This is a genomic window from Ruegeria sp. AM5 (genome assembly GCF_056540645.1).
Genome location: NZ_JBQFXC010000003.1, coordinates 319736 through 335717 on the forward strand (window position 1 = coordinate 319736; position 15982 = coordinate 335717).

The 15982-nt window shown below is 57.9% G+C and carries 13 protein-coding genes; 4 read left to right on the forward strand and 9 right to left on the reverse strand.

Going from position 1 to position 15982, the window contains the following annotated elements:
* Position 1 precedes the first annotated feature (1 nt).
* Both ACR0AH_RS11190 and mce read right to left on the reverse strand, forming a co-directional pair.
* On the reverse strand, positions 2–277 hold the full coding sequence (locus ACR0AH_RS11190; protein ID WP_170392343.1) for a DUF1467 family protein: 276 nt from the start codon (positions 275–277) through the stop codon (positions 2–4).
* Between the two features lie 5 nt (positions 278–282).
* Complete coding sequence (gene mce, locus ACR0AH_RS11195) at positions 283–687, reverse strand: methylmalonyl-CoA epimerase (RefSeq protein WP_010441821.1); 405 nt, start codon at positions 685–687, stop codon at positions 283–285.
* A gap of 134 nt (positions 688–821) precedes the next feature.
* Between mce and ACR0AH_RS11200 the strand changes: the two genes are divergently transcribed.
* Positions 822–1538: a response regulator gene (locus ACR0AH_RS11200; protein WP_480591983.1), complete on the forward strand. Its 717-nt coding sequence runs from the start codon at positions 822–824 to the stop codon at positions 1536–1538.
* A gap of 232 nt (positions 1539–1770) precedes the next feature.
* On the opposite strand, the gene aspS is transcribed toward ACR0AH_RS11200, so the two are convergent.
* From aspS to ACR0AH_RS11220, 4 genes are all read right to left on the reverse strand, one after another.
* Positions 1771–3546 carry an aspartate--tRNA ligase gene (gene aspS / locus ACR0AH_RS11205; RefSeq protein ID WP_480591985.1) on the reverse strand — a complete coding sequence of 592 codons (1776 nt, stop codon included), beginning with the start codon at positions 3544–3546 and terminating at the stop codon, positions 1771–1773.
* A gap of 79 nt (positions 3547–3625) precedes the next feature.
* Entirely contained in the window at positions 3626–4297 is a 672-nt protein-coding gene (locus ACR0AH_RS11210; protein ID WP_480591986.1) for a CPBP family intramembrane glutamic endopeptidase, read from the reverse strand.
* The gene (locus ACR0AH_RS11215; protein ID WP_170564077.1) at positions 4294–4941 is read right to left on the reverse strand and encodes an aminotransferase class IV family protein; all 648 of its coding nucleotides are present in this window, start codon (positions 4939–4941) and stop codon (positions 4294–4296) included. The genes ACR0AH_RS11210 and ACR0AH_RS11215 overlap by 4 nt, the downstream gene beginning before the upstream one ends.
* Entirely contained in the window at positions 4896–6023 is a 1128-nt protein-coding gene (locus tag ACR0AH_RS11220; protein ID WP_480592041.1) for an aminodeoxychorismate synthase component I, read from the reverse strand. Before ACR0AH_RS11220 ends, ACR0AH_RS11215 begins: the two co-directional genes overlap by 46 nt.
* Positions 6024–6200: 177 nt before the next feature.
* Here ACR0AH_RS11220 and carB point away from each other — a divergent pair, with 177 nt between their 5' ends.
* The gene (gene carB / locus ACR0AH_RS11225; RefSeq protein WP_480591988.1) at positions 6201–9545 is read left to right on the forward strand and encodes a carbamoyl-phosphate synthase large subunit; all 3345 of its coding nucleotides are present in this window, start codon (positions 6201–6203) and stop codon (positions 9543–9545) included.
* A gap of 101 nt (positions 9546–9646) precedes the next feature.
* Positions 9647–10057: a VOC family protein gene (locus ACR0AH_RS11230; protein WP_170401773.1), complete on the forward strand. Its 411-nt coding sequence runs from the start codon at positions 9647–9649 to the stop codon at positions 10055–10057.
* Here ACR0AH_RS11230 and ACR0AH_RS11235 read toward each other — a convergent pair whose 3' ends face one another.
* Genes ACR0AH_RS11235 through ACR0AH_RS11245 form a run of 3 tightly spaced genes read right to left on the reverse strand, consistent with a single transcriptional unit; the run spans position 10058 to position 14611 of the window.
* On the reverse strand, positions 10058–13099 hold the full coding sequence (locus tag ACR0AH_RS11235; RefSeq protein ID WP_480591990.1) for an efflux RND transporter permease subunit: 3042 nt from the start codon (positions 13097–13099) through the stop codon (positions 10058–10060).
* Between the two features lie 10 nt (positions 13100–13109).
* A complete protein-coding gene (locus ACR0AH_RS11240; RefSeq protein WP_480591992.1) occupies positions 13110–14147 on the reverse strand; it encodes an efflux RND transporter periplasmic adaptor subunit in 1038 nt (345 codons plus the stop codon).
* On the reverse strand, positions 14144–14611 hold the full coding sequence (locus ACR0AH_RS11245; RefSeq protein WP_170420601.1) for a MarR family winged helix-turn-helix transcriptional regulator: 468 nt from the start codon (positions 14609–14611) through the stop codon (positions 14144–14146). The genes ACR0AH_RS11240 and ACR0AH_RS11245 overlap by 4 nt, the downstream gene beginning before the upstream one ends.
* A 154-nt stretch (positions 14612–14765) precedes the next feature.
* Here ACR0AH_RS11245 and ACR0AH_RS11250 point away from each other — a divergent pair, with 154 nt between their 5' ends.
* Positions 14766–15890, forward strand: a complete 1125-nt coding sequence (locus ACR0AH_RS11250) for a beta-ketoacyl-ACP synthase III (RefSeq protein ID WP_170776250.1) — start codon at positions 14766–14768, stop codon at positions 15888–15890.
* Positions 15891–15982 lie beyond the last annotated feature (92 nt).

A 15982-nucleotide genomic window follows, 5' to 3' on the forward strand; every position in this document is an offset into this window, starting at 1 on the left:
GCTACTCGCGCGGCTCCAGTTGGTTTAGCCAATCGAAATCGCGCACGCTGATTACGCCAGAGATAATGATACCTGCAATGATCGCCCACAGCACCACCGATATCCCGGTGGTAATCCACAGCTTCTTCTTCATGTGATGGACTTCCGGCGCACCCGCATGAGTGCCCGGAACAATATCCCCCAGATCCCCCTGCGTTTTGATGCGCACAGGCAGTACAATCAGCAAGGTCAGAAACCAAATTACAGCGAAAAGAACCAGAGCGGCGGTAATGGTCATCGACTTCAGACCTGCTCCAGCTCAACGAGGCATCCGTTGAAATCCTTCGGGTGCAGGAACAACACCGGTTTGCCATGCGCTCCGATCTTGGGTTCACCCGATCCCAGAACGCGCGCACCGGTCTCTTTCAGATGATCGCGGGCCGCGATGATATCCTCGACCTCATAGCAGACATGGTGGATGCCGCCTGATGGGTTCTTTTCCAGAAACCCGTTGATGGGGCTGTTCTCACCCAGCGGATACAGCAATTCGATCTTGGTGTTGGGTAGTTCAATAAAGACCACGGTGACCCCATGATCCGGCTCATCCTGTGGAGCGCCGACTTTGGCGCCAAGCGCATTGCGATACTGGGCCGATGCGGCCTCCAGGTCGGGAACAGCAATGGCTACGTGGTTCAGGCGACCAATCATGGGACTCTCCTTCCTTCTGCGTTGCAGCGGTTATGGGGGCAGTATACCCAAAGGACAAGTGCGCCAAATCGTCGTTAACCCTGTATTAGCCAGAAGTTCCTAGCGTGAGGCATCTGCTAAACAGGAGTTCTGCCATGGACGATTCGGGACCTTTCGCCTCTCCAGCGCTGGCCACCAAGATGCGACCGCTGCTGGGCCAAACAATCCTTGTGGTCGAAGACAGCCGCTATGCATGCGATGCAATACGATTGATGTGCTTGCATAGCGGTGCGCGTATCCGTCGTGCGGATTGTCTGAAATCAGCGCGGCGCCATCTGCAAATCTATCGTCCCTCGGTCCTGATCGTCGATATGGGTCTTCCAGACGGGTCCGGCGCTGACCTGATAGCCGAAATGACCCACGCTGTACCCCGCATCGGTGTCATTCTCGGGCTGTCTGGCGATGACAGCATGCAGGTTATCGCCAGACGCGCAGGTGCAGATGGGTTTCTGGCCAAACCCCTGACCTCGGTCGCTTGTTTCCAGACCTCGATACTTGAACTTCTGCCCGAAGATCGCCGCCCAGGAGGTCTGGATTCCGTCAGGGATAACATCGTTCAGCCCGATCCGCTGGCCTATCGGGACGACATGGCCCATATCGCCGACGTGCTTACCGGCCCCACTGATCAGCGCACATTGGATTATGCGGTACAATTCCTGCAAAGCGTTGCGCGAGACGCCGAAGATACTGTGCTTGCCGAAGCAGCCCGGGACCTTGCCCAATCTCGTGCGCGGGGGACACCGGTCACCGCCCAGGCCGCACGGATTGCGGGTCTGGTTCAGGATCGGCTCGAACGGCAAGAGGCGATCTGAGATGCTGACCGCTTACTTTATTACCGCATCGATCCTTTGCATCTGGGTCTACCGCCTGACACGACAGACGGCCAAGAGCATCCGCAATCGTCGGGATGCCGCAAATCCACTGGATTGAGTTGAGCTTGTTTTGAGACCACCACGCAACTCAGATTTGCGTGGCGCGGCAAATACACCGATTGTATTGCACTGCCCCAAACGTAAACCGCCCGCTCAGGGCGGGCGGCTAGATTTAGTCTTGCGGGATGATCCTGAGACCCAGTTCCATCAACTGATCCGAGGTCGGATCGGATGGCGCATCCATCATCAGGTCTTCGGCGCGCTGGTTCATCGGGAACATCATGACCTCGCGGATGTTGGCCTCATCCGCCAGCAGCATCACGATCCGGTCGATACCTGCGGCACAGCCGCCGTGCGGCGGGGCGCCGTAGTGGAAGGCATTGAACAGTGCGCCAAAGCGGGATTTGACTTCGTCTTCGCCGTACCCTGCCAGTTCAAAGGCCTTCAACATAATCTCAGGCTTATGATTCCGGATCGCACCTGACACCAGCTCGTAGCCGTTGCAGGCCAGGTCATACTGATACCCACGTACGTCCAGAGGATTGCCCTGCAGCGCCTCCATTCCCCCCTGCGGCATCGAGAAGGGGTTGTGTTCGAAATCAATCGCACCGGTTTCTTCGTCCTGCTCGTAGATCGGGAAATCGACGATCCAGGCAAAGGCAAAGCGGTCTTTCTCGGTGAGGCCAAGTTCTTCGCCGATCACATCACGCGCTTTACCAGCGACCTTTTCGAAGGCTTTTGGCTTACCACCCAGGAAGAACGCGGCATCCCCGACACCCATACCCAGTTGCTGACGGATCGCCTCCGTGCGCTCGGGGCCGATGTTCTTCGCCAACGGTCCAGCCGCCTCCATGCCTTCGCCCTGATCGCGCCAGAAGATGTAGCCCATGCCGGGTAGGCCTTCTTTCTGGGCAAAGGCGTTCATACGGTCACAGAATTTGCGGCTACCGCCGGTCGGTGCTGGGATGGCGCGGATTTCGGTGCCTTCCTGCTCCAACAGTTTCGCGAAAATCGCGAAGCCAGAACCGCGGAAGTGGTCAGAGACCACTTGCATCTTAATGGGGTTCCGCAGGTCAGGCTTGTCGGTGCCGTACCACAGGGCTGAGTCCTTGTAGGAAATCTGCGGCCACTCCTGATCGACCTTGCGCCCGCCCCCGAACTCTTCGAACACACCGGTCAGCACGGGCTGGATGGTGTCGAACACATCCTGCTGCTCGACAAACGACATCTCTAGATCGAGTTGATAGAAATCGGTGGGCGATCGGTCTGCACGCGGGTCTTCATCGCGGAAGCAGGGTGCAATCTGGAAATACTTGTCGAAGCCCGACACCATGATCAGCTGTTTGAATTGCTGCGGGGCCTGCGGTAGGGCGTAGAACTTGCCCGGATGTAGTCGCGAGGGGACCAGAAAGTCGCGTGCGCCTTCGGGCGACGATGCGGTAATGATCGGTGTCTGATATTCACGGAATCCCTGATCCCACATCCGGCGGCGCATAGATGCGACAACGTCCGAGCGAAGGGTCATGTTTTGCTGCATCGCCTCGCGTCTTAGGTCGAGGTAGCGATAGCGCAGACGTGTTTCCTCGGGGTATTCCTGATCGCCGAACACCATCAACGGCAATTCGTCGGCAGCACCAAGAACCTCCAGCTCACGCACATAAACCTCGATCTCGCCTGTCGGCAGTTTCGGGTTAATGAGATCAGCGTCGCGGGCTTTTACAGTGCCGTCGATGCGGATGCACCACTCGGACCGTACCTTTTCCAGTTCAGCAAATGCCGCACTATCGCCGTCGCACAAAACCTGGGTCACACCGAAATGGTCGCGCAGGTCGATGAACAGTACGCCGCCGTGATCTCGGACACGATGCACCCAACCGGACAGGCGGACGGTTTCACCGACATTGGCGGCGGTCAGAGCGGCGCAGGTGTGGCTGCGATAGGCGTGCATGGATCATATCCCTTCGGGCGCAGAATTCGTCGCGCCGATACACCCCGTCAGGCATGGAAAGTCAAGGCGGGTCGCGCCGTCAAAACGGCCTTTGCACGTTGCCCGAGTAGAAATAGACGCCCAGCCCTGCCGCAAAGATAATATTACCAGCAATTGCGTGCAGAAGAACTGCATAAAAGAATGATCCGCGCTTGCGGTAGGCCCAGGTGAACAGGAGGCCTCCGAAGAAAGTCATGATGGCTACGACCCAGCTCCAGTACATGAGGTGCGCAAGCGAAAACAGGCCAGCGTTCAAAAGGTATGCGGCCCGCCCTTCAGGTAGGATCGCGTGATAGCGTCGGAAAAAGAGAGAGCGGAAAAGCAGCTCTTGTGGCAGAGCGGACAACAACGGGTAGCCGATACAGATGAATATCAACATCTCTGGCCGATGCAGCAGCAAAACAAAGGCTGCATCCGGTCGCGCCCACAGCACCAGGGCGGAACAGAAGGCAGCCATGAACAGGGTAAATGCAAAGACTTCGGTCCACGACCAGTTTCGCCAGCCATACCGAAGCTCCGCCCAGGAAAAACCGGGCGTATCCTGCAGCAGCAGTATGCCCAGTCCGGTAAACGCAAAAAGCGAGGGGAACATCCAGTTTGGCGGGAACAATGTCGCGATGGCTATGGGAAACGCCACAAAGAAGAGCACAAACTCAATCCTGAGGCGTGAGTTGGTAACAGGGGTCTCCACCCATTCGGTATTTTTGCTCAAGGTGCCACAAGCTCCGCACGGATCAGCCCCCGAAGGGAATTTCCACAGTGGATAGATTGCGCGTTTTTTAGATCGGTCAAGGTCAGAACGGATTCGGTAACTTCTTTATTATCCAACAATTCCTCGCGCAAAACCCCGGGAAGCAATCCGCATCGCAGTGAGGGCGTAAGTCGTCTGCCGTCGGGCATGGTCAGGAACAGGTTCGTGATAGTGCCCTCGCAAAGCTCATCCCGTTCGTTCAAAAACAAAAGCTCATCAACTCTTAGCGGCAAGCCTGCCCGCGCCATGTCATAGACGGCCCGTCGGGTCGTTTTGTAACCCAGCCAGATATCCGATGATGATAGTCTCTGTTTGGCCAAATCCACACGCCAGACGGGCGGATTGGCAGTCAATTCTCCGGACGTCAGTTCAAATTTGCCATCCGCGTCCAAGGTCAAACGGCAGCGCAATGCAATCTCACCCAAACTCGCATCCAAAATCGTCCAAGCGGCGGTTCGGTCAAAATCAATGCCGAACTTCTGTGCTGTGTGCGCCATGCGGGCCAAATGACGATCAAGCCTGACGAACCCCTGCCCCGGCCTGTAGGCCAAAGTTTCGATCAGACGGAAATCAGGCTCAGTTGGTGGGCGAAGCGGGCTTTCCATAGCGCCTCCTCATATTCCGATGGCGCGGTGCTGTCCCAGACCAGCCCGCCGCCTACGTTAAGGGTCGCCTTGCCACCTTCAACCATGAGGGTCCGGATGGCCACGTTGAATTCCGACCGACCGTCCGGGGCCGCCCAACCGATGGTTCCGCAATAAACTTCGCGAGGCCAAGGTTCCAGTTCGAACAGGATCTCCATCGCGCGAATCTTTGGCGCTCCGGTGATTGATCCGCACGGGAACAGGGCGGCCAGAATATCAGAAAGGCCTACGCCAAGGTGTAACTGCGCCTGCACAAGCGAGACCATCTGATGGACAGTCGCATAGGTCTCAACCTTGAACAGCTCGGGTACTTTCACCGATCCGGCCAGCGCGACCCGGCTAATATCGTTGCGCAGCAGATCGACGATCATCAGATTTTCGGCCCGGTTCTTTTCATCCGAAGACAGAAAAGCGCGTCGACGCTCGTCTTCGACCGGGTCCTCACTGCGCGGTTGAGTTCCCTTCATCGGGCGCGTTTCGATCCGGCCCTCGGCGTCGGTTCGGAAAAAAAGTTCCGGCGAACGGCTCAGCAGATCAGGCAGCCCCTCCTGCTCAACCAAGGCGCCGTGGCCGACGGGTTGACCAGCCGCAAGCGCCGCATAAAGCGCGACGCTGTCTCCGGTTACATCGAGATCAATTGGGAAGGTCAGATTTGCCTGATAAATGTCACCCGCACCAATCGCCTCATGCACTGTACGAAAGGCCTGCGTATATCGCGCCTCGTCCCAGCGGGGCTGAAACGCAGTGACACTGCCCGACGCCTTTGGCAGTCCAACGCGATCCGGTGCGTCAAACACACCGAAACACAGTAGTGGCAGGCGTCGTCCTTCTGGCAGCCGGTCTGCCAGACGTGGTTCTAGCACGTAGCCCAGCTCATAACTTGCGTACCCTGCCAGCCAGGCCCCATCCGCGCGCGCCTGATCCAGCGCCGCCAGAGCCTGGGGCACCTCCGCCGCGTTATCCGCGCGAATAATCCGGGACGGACGCTCAAACCGGGTTCCGCGCCCAGCTGGTCCTTGATCGAAACGAATACGCAATTGCATCCTCATTTGCCGTGCTGCGCGGTATAGAGAATAGCGCGCCAAGGGAAAGAGGGGAAAGCGGCAATTTCAAACCCGATTCCGATACCTCTTGCACCTTTTCGCGCGGTCCCTATAACGCAGGACAATTTGGGCGCTGGGGCGGTGCCCTGACTCGCGGACAATTGAAGGGGCCAAGCCATGCCGAGAAGAACCGACATCCAGTCGATCATGATCATCGGGGCAGGCCCCATTGTTATCGGTCAGGCCTGCGAGTTCGACTATTCCGGCGCTCAGGCATGTAAGGCGCTGCGCGAGGAGGGCTATCGGGTCATTCTGGTGAACTCGAACCCTGCAACGATCATGACCGACCCGGGGCTAGCCGATGCGACCTATATCGAGCCGATCACGCCCGAAGTTGTCGCCAAGATCATCGAAAAAGAACGCCCCGATGCCCTACTGCCCACTATGGGCGGACAGACCGGCCTGAACACCTCGCTGGCGCTGGAAGAGATGGGCGTGCTGGATAAGTTCAACGTCGAGATGATCGGCGCCAAGCGAGACGCGATCGAAATGGCCGAAGACCGCGCCCTGTTCCGCGAGGCGATGGATAGGTTGGGCATCGAAAACCCCAAGGCCGAGATCGTGACGGCCCCCAAGGATGAGAACGGCAAGAAAGATCTCGACGCCGGTGTGGCACTGGCGCTTGAAACCCTCGAAACAGTTGGTTTGCCCGCCATCATCCGCCCCGCCTTTACGCTGGGCGGCACCGGCGGCGGTGTCGCATATAACCGCGAGGATTATATCCATATTTGCCGCTCGGGTATGGATGCGTCCCCCGTCGGTCAGATCCTGATCGATGAAAGTCTTCTGGGGTGGAAAGAATACGAGATGGAGGTGGTGCGCGACACCGCTGACAACGCCATCATCGTGTGTTCCATCGAAAACGTCGACCCGATGGGCGTGCATACCGGTGACTCGATCACCGTGGCCCCTGCCCTGACGCTGACCGACAAAGAATACCAGATCATGCGCAATCACTCGATTGCCGTGTTGCGCGAAATCGGCGTCGAAACCGGCGGGTCAAATGTGCAGTGGGCGATCAACCCGGTTGATGGCCGCATGGTCGTGATCGAGATGAACCCGCGTGTGTCCCGCTCTTCTGCGCTGGCTTCGAAGGCGACCGGTTTCCCGATTGCCAAGATCGCCGCAAAACTGGCCGTTGGGTACACGCTGGACGAGCTAGACAATGACATCACCAAGGTCACCCCGGCCTCGTTCGAGCCGACCATCGACTATGTTGTCACCAAGATCCCGAAATTTGCCTTTGAGAAATTCCCCGGCTCGGAACCCTACCTGACCACCGCGATGAAGTCGGTGGGTGAGGCCATGTCCATCGGCCGCACCATTCACGAATCGATGCAAAAGGCTCTGGCCTCGATGGAGTCGGGCCTGACAGGCTTTGATGAGATCGAAATCCCCGGTCTGAACGTCGGAGTCTGGGAAGAAGCCGACGACAAGGCCGCCGTGATCAAGGCGATCAGCCAGCAGACCCCCGATCGTCTGCGCACAATCGCGCAGGCCATGCGTCACGGCCTGACCGACGATGAGATTTTCGGCGTCACCAAGTTCGACCCGTGGTTCCTGGCCCGCATTCGCGAGATCATCGAGGCCGAGCGTCAGGTGCGCAAAGATGGTCTGCCGGTTACCGAGGACGGTATCCGCAAACTGAAAATGCTTGGATTCACCGACGCGCGTCTGGGCAATCTGACCGGCCGTGACGAAGACAACGTCCGTCGCGCCCGCCGCAATCTGGGTGTGAACGCCGTCTTCAAACGCATCGACACCTGTGCGGCTGAGTTCGAGGCGCAGACCCCCTATATGTACTCGACCTACGAAGCCCCGATGATGGGTGAGGTCGAATGCGAGGCGCGTCCAAGCGACCGCAAAAAGGTCGTCATCCTGGGCGGTGGCCCGAACCGGATCGGTCAAGGCATCGAATTCGACTACTGCTGCTGTCACGCCTGTTTCGCGCTGACCGAGGCGGGCTATGAAACGATCATGGTCAACTGCAACCCCGAGACGGTCTCGACCGACTATGACACCTCGGACCGTTTGTATTTCGAGCCGCTGACCTTCGAACACGTCATGGAAATCCTTACGAAGGAACAGGAAGCCGGCACGCTGCATGGAGTGATCGTTCAGTTTGGCGGGCAGACTCCGCTGAAACTGGCCAATGCGTTGGAGGCTGAAGGTATCCCGATCCTCGGTACCACGCCCGACGCGATCGACCTCGCCGAAGATCGTGAGCGTTTCCAGGCGCTGGTCAATGAACTGGGCCTGAAGCAGCCCAAGAACGGCATCGCCTCGACCGACGAAAAGGCGCTGGAGATTGCCGAAGATATCGGCTTCCCGCTGGTCATCCGCCCCTCCTATGTTCTGGGCGGCCGCGCGATGGAAATCGTGCGCGATATGGATCAGCTACGCCGCTACATCAATGAGGCCGTAGTGGTATCCGGCGACAGCCCGGTTCTTCTGGACAGCTATCTGGCCGGTGCGGTCGAACTGGACGTGGACGCGCTGTGCGACGGTAACGACGTGCATGTTGCAGGCATCATGCAGCACATCGAAGAGGCCGGCGTGCACTCGGGCGACTCGGCCTGTTCGCTGCCGCCTTATTCGCTGTCGAAAGAGATCATCGAACAGATTAAGGATCAGGCGTTCAAGCTGGCCAAGGCGCTGAATGTCGTCGGCCTGATGAACGTGCAGTTCGCCATCAAGGATGACGAGATTTACCTGATTGAGGTCAACCCTCGTGCCAGCCGCACCGTGCCTTTTGTGGCTAAAGCCACTGACAGCGCCATTGCCTCTATCGCTGCGCGTGTAATGGCCGGTGAGAAACTGGCGAACTTCCCGAAACGCCCCCCTTACAAAACGGTCGATGACACCAAAATCGCCGACCAGATGACGCTGGCCGACCCCGACATGCCGTGGTTCTCGGTAAAAGAAGCCGTTTTGCCTTTCGCCCGCTTCCCCGGCGTTGACACCATCCTGGGCCCTGAAATGCGTTCGACCGGAGAGGTCATGGGCTGGGATCGCGACTTCCCGCGCGCTTTCCTGAAAGCACAAATGGGGGCCGGTATGGTGCTGCCCAGCGCAGGTCGTGCGTTTATCTCGATCAAGGATGCGGACAAAGGGCCGGATATGCTCGAAGCAGCGCGTGTTCTGGTTGAGCAAGGCTTTGAGCTTGTTGCGACCCGCGGCACACAATCCTGGCTGACTGAAGAAAGTGTGCCGTGCGGCGTGGTCAACAAAGTGTACGAAGGCCGCCCGGATGTGACCGACCTGATGAAGGACGGCGGCGTGCAGCTGGTCATGAACTCGACCGAAGGCGCACAGGCGGTGGAAGACAGCCGATCAATCCGGTCGATCGCGCTGTATGACAAGATCCCCTATTACACCACAGCCGCAGCAAGCTATGCCGCCGCGCTGGCGATCAAGGCGCAGGCCGAAGGCGATGTTGAGGTGAAATCGCTGCAGGGCTAAGCCCCGGCAACGGTATGAATGAATGGACCCCGGCCTCGGCCGGGGTTTTTTTCTTCCCCTCCTTGCCCATCGCCCACATGATGGGCGGGGAAGGAGTGCTCATGGACCTCTACACCACATACGGAAGCAACGACCTGCCTAGGGCCATCCGCTTTTATGATGCGATCTTCGCGGTTCTTGGCCAGCCGCGCCTGCCCGGTTGGATTGATGGCTGGGCCGGATGGGGTTCCGACCCCGACAGCGGCACCGGGTTTTGGATCTGCAAACCTTTTGATGGAGCCCCCGCCAGTACCGGCAATGGCACGATGATCGCCTTTCCCGCCAGAAGTGCCGATCAGGTCCGGCGTTTCCATGCCACGGGTTTGAAAAACGGCGGTGCAGATGAAGGCAAACCTGGTGTCCGCCCCCATTACGAGCCCGGATTCTATGTGGCCTATCTGCGCGACCCCGATGGCAACAAGCTATCCTGTTTTTACTACCATTATGATCCAAAGGAGGATTCGGGCGGATGATCAACCAGCAGCCAGACGTCGCTTTTCTTCACGGTTGAAAAACAACATGTAGAAGACAGGTGCGGCAACCATGGTCAGGATCGTGGCAAAGGCCAGACCGCCCATGATTGTGACTGCCATGGACACAAAGAACGCATCCGTCAGAAGCGGTGCCATCCCCAGAATCGTCGTGATCGCCGCCAACATTACCGGGCGCAGACGCGAGACAGAGGCTTCAACAATCGCAGGACGCAGGGCTTTACCAGTAGCGCGGACCAGATCGATTTCTTCGACCAGTACGATGCCGTTCTTGATCAGCATCCCTGACAGACTTAACAGCCCCAATAGCGCTGTGAAGGTGAAGGGCAGGCCTGTTCCAAGCAGACCGATAACTACGCCATTTACGGACATCGGGACCAGTAGCCAGATAATGACCGGTTGCCGGATTGCATTGAACAGCAATACGGAAATCAACACCATAATCAGCAAGCTCAGCGGCAACTGCCGCCCAAGGCTGGCCTGCGCGTCGCCTGAATCCTCGAACTCCCCCCCCCATTCCATACGATAGCCGATCGGCAGTTCCATCGCTTCAATGGCACTGCGTACTTCGGAGTGGACCTGCGCGGCGGTCATGTCAGGGGGGATGTCCGCGCCAACGGTGATGGTCAAAACCCGGTCACGGCGATGAACCAGCGTATTGAGCGCCTTGTAGTCGAAGCCGTCCACCATCTGCTCGATTGGAACGAAACGTTCCGACTGATCGGAGTAAACTACCTGATCGACGATCGAATAGTCTCCATCCGCCGGGCGGCGCAAGATGATCGGGATCTGGCGGTCGCGCTCGCGCAAAACGCCGCCCGTGATGCCATCGGTCGAAAACTGCAACGTAGCTGCAATGTCTTCGCGCGATACGCCTGCTGTTTGGGCGCGCTCCGTGGCATAGATCGGCTGCACGGCCAATTCCTGCTCACGCCAGTCGTGATGCACATGTAGCGCATTCGGAGATGCGGCTGACATGCGCTGTACCGCTTCTTCGGCCAGTTGACGCAGAACAACCGGATCACTACCCGAGAACCGAGCCTGGATTGGATCGCCGCCACCGGGACCAAAAATCAGGCGTTTGGTGCGGAACTCGCCTTCGGGGAACTGGGCTGAACCGAACTCCTCAAGATCGGCTTGCAAGGCAGGAATGTCGTCCAAAGCCTCGGTGCGGATGATCATATGTCCATAGCTTGGGTTTGGCTTCTCGGCAGCGTAGGTCAACATGAACCGCGTGGCACCCTGCCCGACGAATGTGGCAACCGAGACGACGTCATCACGTTCGGCCAGCCAGTCCTCGAATACGGCCATATCTTCCGCCGTGCGAGCGATCGGCGTGCCTTGTGGCAGCTTGTAGTGCACGAAGAACAACGGCGTGTTCGAGTTTGGGAAGAATTGCTGTTTCATCAGTCCAAAGCCCGCAAAACAGACGACTGTGACCCCGATCAACCCGGCCACTACCAGCCATCGGAACCGAAGCGCCCAGTTCAGGATTGCACCGTAGACGCGGAACAGGGTGCCGCCATAGGCATCCACCTCACCCTCTTTGCCCTGCTTGAAGAAATAGTGCCCAAGCAAAGGTGTCACCGTGATGGCCAGAACCCAGCTCAGCAGTAGTGAAATGCCGATCACGGCAAATAACGAGAACAGGAACTCCCCGGTCGCGTCAGGGCTGAGCCCGATCCCGGCAAAAGCCATGATCCCGATCACCGTCGCGCCCAGAAGTGGGATCTGCGTTTTTGACGCAACCTCTTCCGCAGCATCGCGCGAGGGTTTTCCCCGCAACATCGAAATCTGCATTCCTTCGGCCACCACGATGGCGTTGTCGACCAGCATCCCCATGGCGATGATCAGAGCGCCCAGCGAGATCCGTTCCATCTCGATCGAGAACATCGACATGAAGAGCAAAGTACCCACAACGGTCAGCAACAAGGTGGACCCAACGACAATTGCGGCGCGCCAGCCCATGAAAATGCCCAGAACCGCGACCACGATGCTGACTGACATGGCGAGGTTCAGCAGGAAGGCGTTCGAGGCCTCATCGACAACAACATGCTGCTGATAGATGGGAAGGATTTCGACACCAAAGGGGATTTCGGAATCCAGTTCGGCCAGTTTGGCATCTGCACGCTGCCCGACTTCGACGATGTTTTCAGTGGCCTGCCCAGCGATACCCAGCGTGAAAGCTTCAGCGCCGTTGAATCGGATCATGATATCGGGATCATTCTGCCGCCCGCGATAGACATCTGACATATCAAACAGATTGATCACCTGCCCCTGCGATCCAACCGACAGGCCGGCGATCGCCGACACGCTGTCCGAGCCCTCGGCCGTCAAGATCGTGGTGCGGTCACTATTGGATCGCAGCGAACCCGAAGCGTTGACCGAGTCCGCGTTTGCGATAGCTTCGTTGATCGCCTGCAGCGGAACGTTCTGATTGACCGAGATCGACAGGTCCGGCTCAATAAAGATCGCCTCATCCGGCAAGCCCTGAACCTCGACATCAGCAACACCGCTTACCGTCAGCAATTCGCGGCGAAGGAAGGTCGCCAGTTCGTGCTTCTCGGCGTCAGAAAACCCTTCTGCCGTAACGGCATAGAACAGGCCAAACACATCCCCGAACCCGTCATTTACATAAGGCGTACCCACGCCCGAAGGCAGACCGCGTGCTGCATCGCGCACCTTGGCGCGCAGACGGGTCCAGATGTCGGGCAACTCACTGCCGTCATAGGTGGATTTAATCTCAACCTCGATTAGCGACTGTCCCGGCTGGTTGACCGAGGTGATGACATCCACCTCGCCCATCTGCTGAATGGCAGATTCCAACGGTTCTGACACCTCCAGCGCCACCTGTTCGGCAGTCGCACCGGGGTATTGCGTGGCGATCACCGCCTGTTTGATGGTGAAGGCCGGGTCTTCAAGGCGACCTAGCGACGTGAAACCCCAAATGCCGCCGAACAGGGCAATCAGGATGAACAGCCACGTATAGAGAGGCCGGTCGATCGAAGCGCGTGCGATGCTCATGAAACTGCCCTCAGTTTGAAAAGCCGACAAAGCGGCGGACGGTTTGACCATCGGTCAATGCACCCCCACCCGCGACGACGATTTCTTCGCCATCGGTCAGGCCGGTCAGCACGCGGACATCGCCGCTCTGCGTAGGTTCTACAGTCACGGGAACCCGGCGGACGGTGCCTTCGTTGGCGCCAGCCGGCGAGAAGACCAGAACGCCCAGCGCGCCGCTGGCATCAGCAACTACAGCCGTTGGCGGGATGATGATCCCGGTGCGTTCATCCTGCACCTGCACGGTGACGGTCACGGATGAACCGGGAAGAATCTGCAATCCCTCGGGCGGTGTCAAACCGAACTGGATGCGAAAGGTCTGGCCCACGCTTGAAGATTCAGCATCGAATTCCCTTATTTCCAGCGGAAAGATCTCGTCGCTGACAGGGAACTTGGCAGTAATCGTGATGTCGTCCTGCTGTCCGGACCGCTGAAATAGGATTTCGGGCACATCCACCTCGATACGCAGTTCAGACATATCGTGAATCCGCACGATCGGAGTACCCGCAGAAACAGTTGTAAACGCCTCAACTGCACGGCTTGAAACCAGCGCGTCGAACGGAGCGGTCAGCGTCGCATGTTCCAACTCATATTCTGCATCTCGAACCGCAATCGCAGCCAGTTGCGCAGCTGTTTCGGCATCATCGACGGCAACCTGGCTGGCTGCGGTTCCACGCAGACGCGACAGGCGGGCAAGTGTTCGATCCGCCTGATCTTTTTGCAAGCGCGTCCGGTCGCGCTGCAGTTCGAACGGTTCCTGATCGAGGCGGGCAATCAACTCACCCTTTGGGATTACAAAGCCTTCGGTCACAGGCATCTCAACGATCTGCCCTGCGACCTGAAACGCCAGATCAACGGTCTGACGAGCGGCGATCCGACCAAAGAATTGGCGCGAAAAGCCGGGAGAGGTTTCGCTTACCTGCATCAGTTTCACAGGCTTGGCAGGCTCTTGCGCTATGGCAGGCGCAGTCAACAAGGACAGTGCGAGGCAAACAGAGGTCAGGAGTTTCATTTCGTCAATCCCTCGGGAATTCCGGTTTTCAGAATGTTGTCACGGATTTTGTGAGCCAGCCGTGCGAACTCGGCGGTTTCTTCGGTGTTCAGACCCGATGCGCTGTGGAAAAGCTCACCCGCCACGGCCACCAGCATATTGCGGGCCTCTTCGCCCTGTTCGGTCAGCACCAAAAGCCAGGCGCGACGGTCTTCGGGATCACGCTGTCGGGTCAGGTGCCCCGCCAGTTCAAGTGCATCGGCGGTCGCCGTAATCGTTGACGGCACTGTCAACATATCTGCGGCCAGCACTCCCATACGTTTGGGCACATCGAGCTTGATTAGCATGTGGCATTCCTGATGGCTCAGGTCTGTTTCGATGCTGTCAAAGCTCTCTTCCAGTTTCCAATAAAGCGCGTAGACCCCCATCATCGCCTGAATCTCAGGGCTGAGGCGTCCTAACCGCATGCTGATATCGTCTGACATGAATCTTTTCCGTGCGAGTCGCGGCGAAATATACTTCGAATTTTGAACTATTCAAGTTATGAAGCGAGAGGCGGTGCATTCCCTTAGGTCAACACGTCTTGATCAATACGAATAGGGACTGCATTTTGTGCAGATCATGAACTCAGGGCCAGCCATGTACACTCCTGCCATCACCGGGACCGGTGTCTATACACCAGAAAACATAATCACCAACGCTGAACTGGTGGAAGCGTTCAATGCCTATGCCGACCGGATGAACGTCGAAAACGCGGATGCGATTGCAGCGGGCGACATGGAACCGATGCAGCATTCCTCGGAAGAGTTCATCCTGAAGGCCTCAGGGATCGAGAACCGGTATGTGATGGACAAGACCGGTGTTTTGAACCCCGAGATCATGCATCCCGCGCTGCGCCAGCGTAGCGACGACGAGCCTGGGATCATGACCGAGATGGCGGTGGATGCGTGCCTTAAGGCGCTAGCACAAGCGGGGCGCAGCGCCGAGGATGTCGATTTGGTGATCTGCGCCGCTTCGAACCATGAACGTGCTTATCCTGCAATTGCGATCGAGATTCAGCAGGCATTGGGGATCAGCGGATTCGGGTTTGACATGAACGTGGCCTGTTCCTCGGCCACATTCGGCATTCAGGCGGCGGCGGATATGGTGCGCTCGGGCTCGGTCCGGGCGGCGCTGGTCGTCAACCCCGAGATCTGCTCGGGTCATCTCGAGTGGCGCGACCGGGATTGCCATTTCATATTTGGCGATGTCGCGACCGCGACGCTGATCGAGCGGATCGAAGACGCCCAAGGCCCACATTTCGAGATTGTCTCGACCCGGTGCGCAACTGCGTTTTCCAACAATATCCGCAACAATAACGGCTTCCTCCGCCGATCGCGCCCCGATGGTCTGGTGGATCGCCGCGACATGCAGTTCATGCAGAATGGTCGCAAGGTGTTCAAAGAGGTCCTGCCCATGGTCAGTAAACATATCAGTGACCATATGGAGGCAGAGGGCATCAGTAGTGATGATCTAAAACGCCTCTGGCTGCATCAGGCCAACAAGACGATGAACGACTTCATCGGTAAGAAGGTTCTGGGGCGTGAGCCAGAACCGGGTGAGCAACCCAACATTCTGCAAGACTACGCCAATACCTCATCCGCCGGGTCGATTATCGCCTTTTCAAAGCATTCCGATGATCTGGATGCGGGCGATGTGGGCCTGATTTGCTCGTTCGGAGCCGGGTATTCGGTGGGTTCTGTGATCGTCAAACGGCATCAATAAGCGCGCGCCTTAACTGCGCTGCTGGAATCGCTGCAAGACCAAACCGCTTTCTCAAGAATTATTCAGACGGGCTCAACCGCTCCTTCATCTCT

Coding starts and splice junctions, on each gene's coding strand:
- ACR0AH_RS11250 (WP_170776250.1), top strand. CDS start 14,766: ATGTACACTCCTGCCATCACCGGGACCGGTGTCTATACACCAGAAAAC.
- ACR0AH_RS11245 (WP_170420601.1), bottom strand. CDS start 14,611: ATGTCAGACGATATCAGCATGCGGTTAGGACGCCTCAGCCCTGAGATT.
- aspS (WP_480591985.1), bottom strand. CDS start 3,546: ATGCACGCCTATCGCAGCCACACCTGCGCCGCTCTGACCGCCGCCAAT.
- ACR0AH_RS11235 (WP_480591990.1), bottom strand. CDS start 13,099: ATGAGCATCGCACGCGCTTCGATCGACCGGCCTCTCTATACGTGGCTG.
- carB (WP_480591988.1), top strand. CDS start 6,201: ATGCCGAGAAGAACCGACATCCAGTCGATCATGATCATCGGGGCAGGC.
- mce (WP_010441821.1), bottom strand. CDS start 687: ATGATTGGTCGCCTGAACCACGTAGCCATTGCTGTTCCCGACCTGGAG.
- ACR0AH_RS11215 (WP_170564077.1), bottom strand. CDS start 4,941: ATGGAAAGCCCGCTTCGCCCACCAACTGAGCCTGATTTCCGTCTGATC.
- ACR0AH_RS11220 (WP_480592041.1), bottom strand. CDS start 6,023: ATGCAATTGCGTATTCGTTTCGATCAAGGACCAGCTGGGCGCGGAACC.
- ACR0AH_RS11240 (WP_480591992.1), bottom strand. CDS start 14,147: ATGAAACTCCTGACCTCTGTTTGCCTCGCACTGTCCTTGTTGACTGCG.
- ACR0AH_RS11230 (WP_170401773.1), top strand. CDS start 9,647: ATGGACCTCTACACCACATACGGAAGCAACGACCTGCCTAGGGCCATC.
- ACR0AH_RS11200 (WP_480591983.1), top strand. CDS start 822: ATGGACGATTCGGGACCTTTCGCCTCTCCAGCGCTGGCCACCAAGATG.
- ACR0AH_RS11190 (WP_170392343.1), bottom strand. CDS start 277: ATGACCATTACCGCCGCTCTGGTTCTTTTCGCTGTAATTTGGTTTCTG.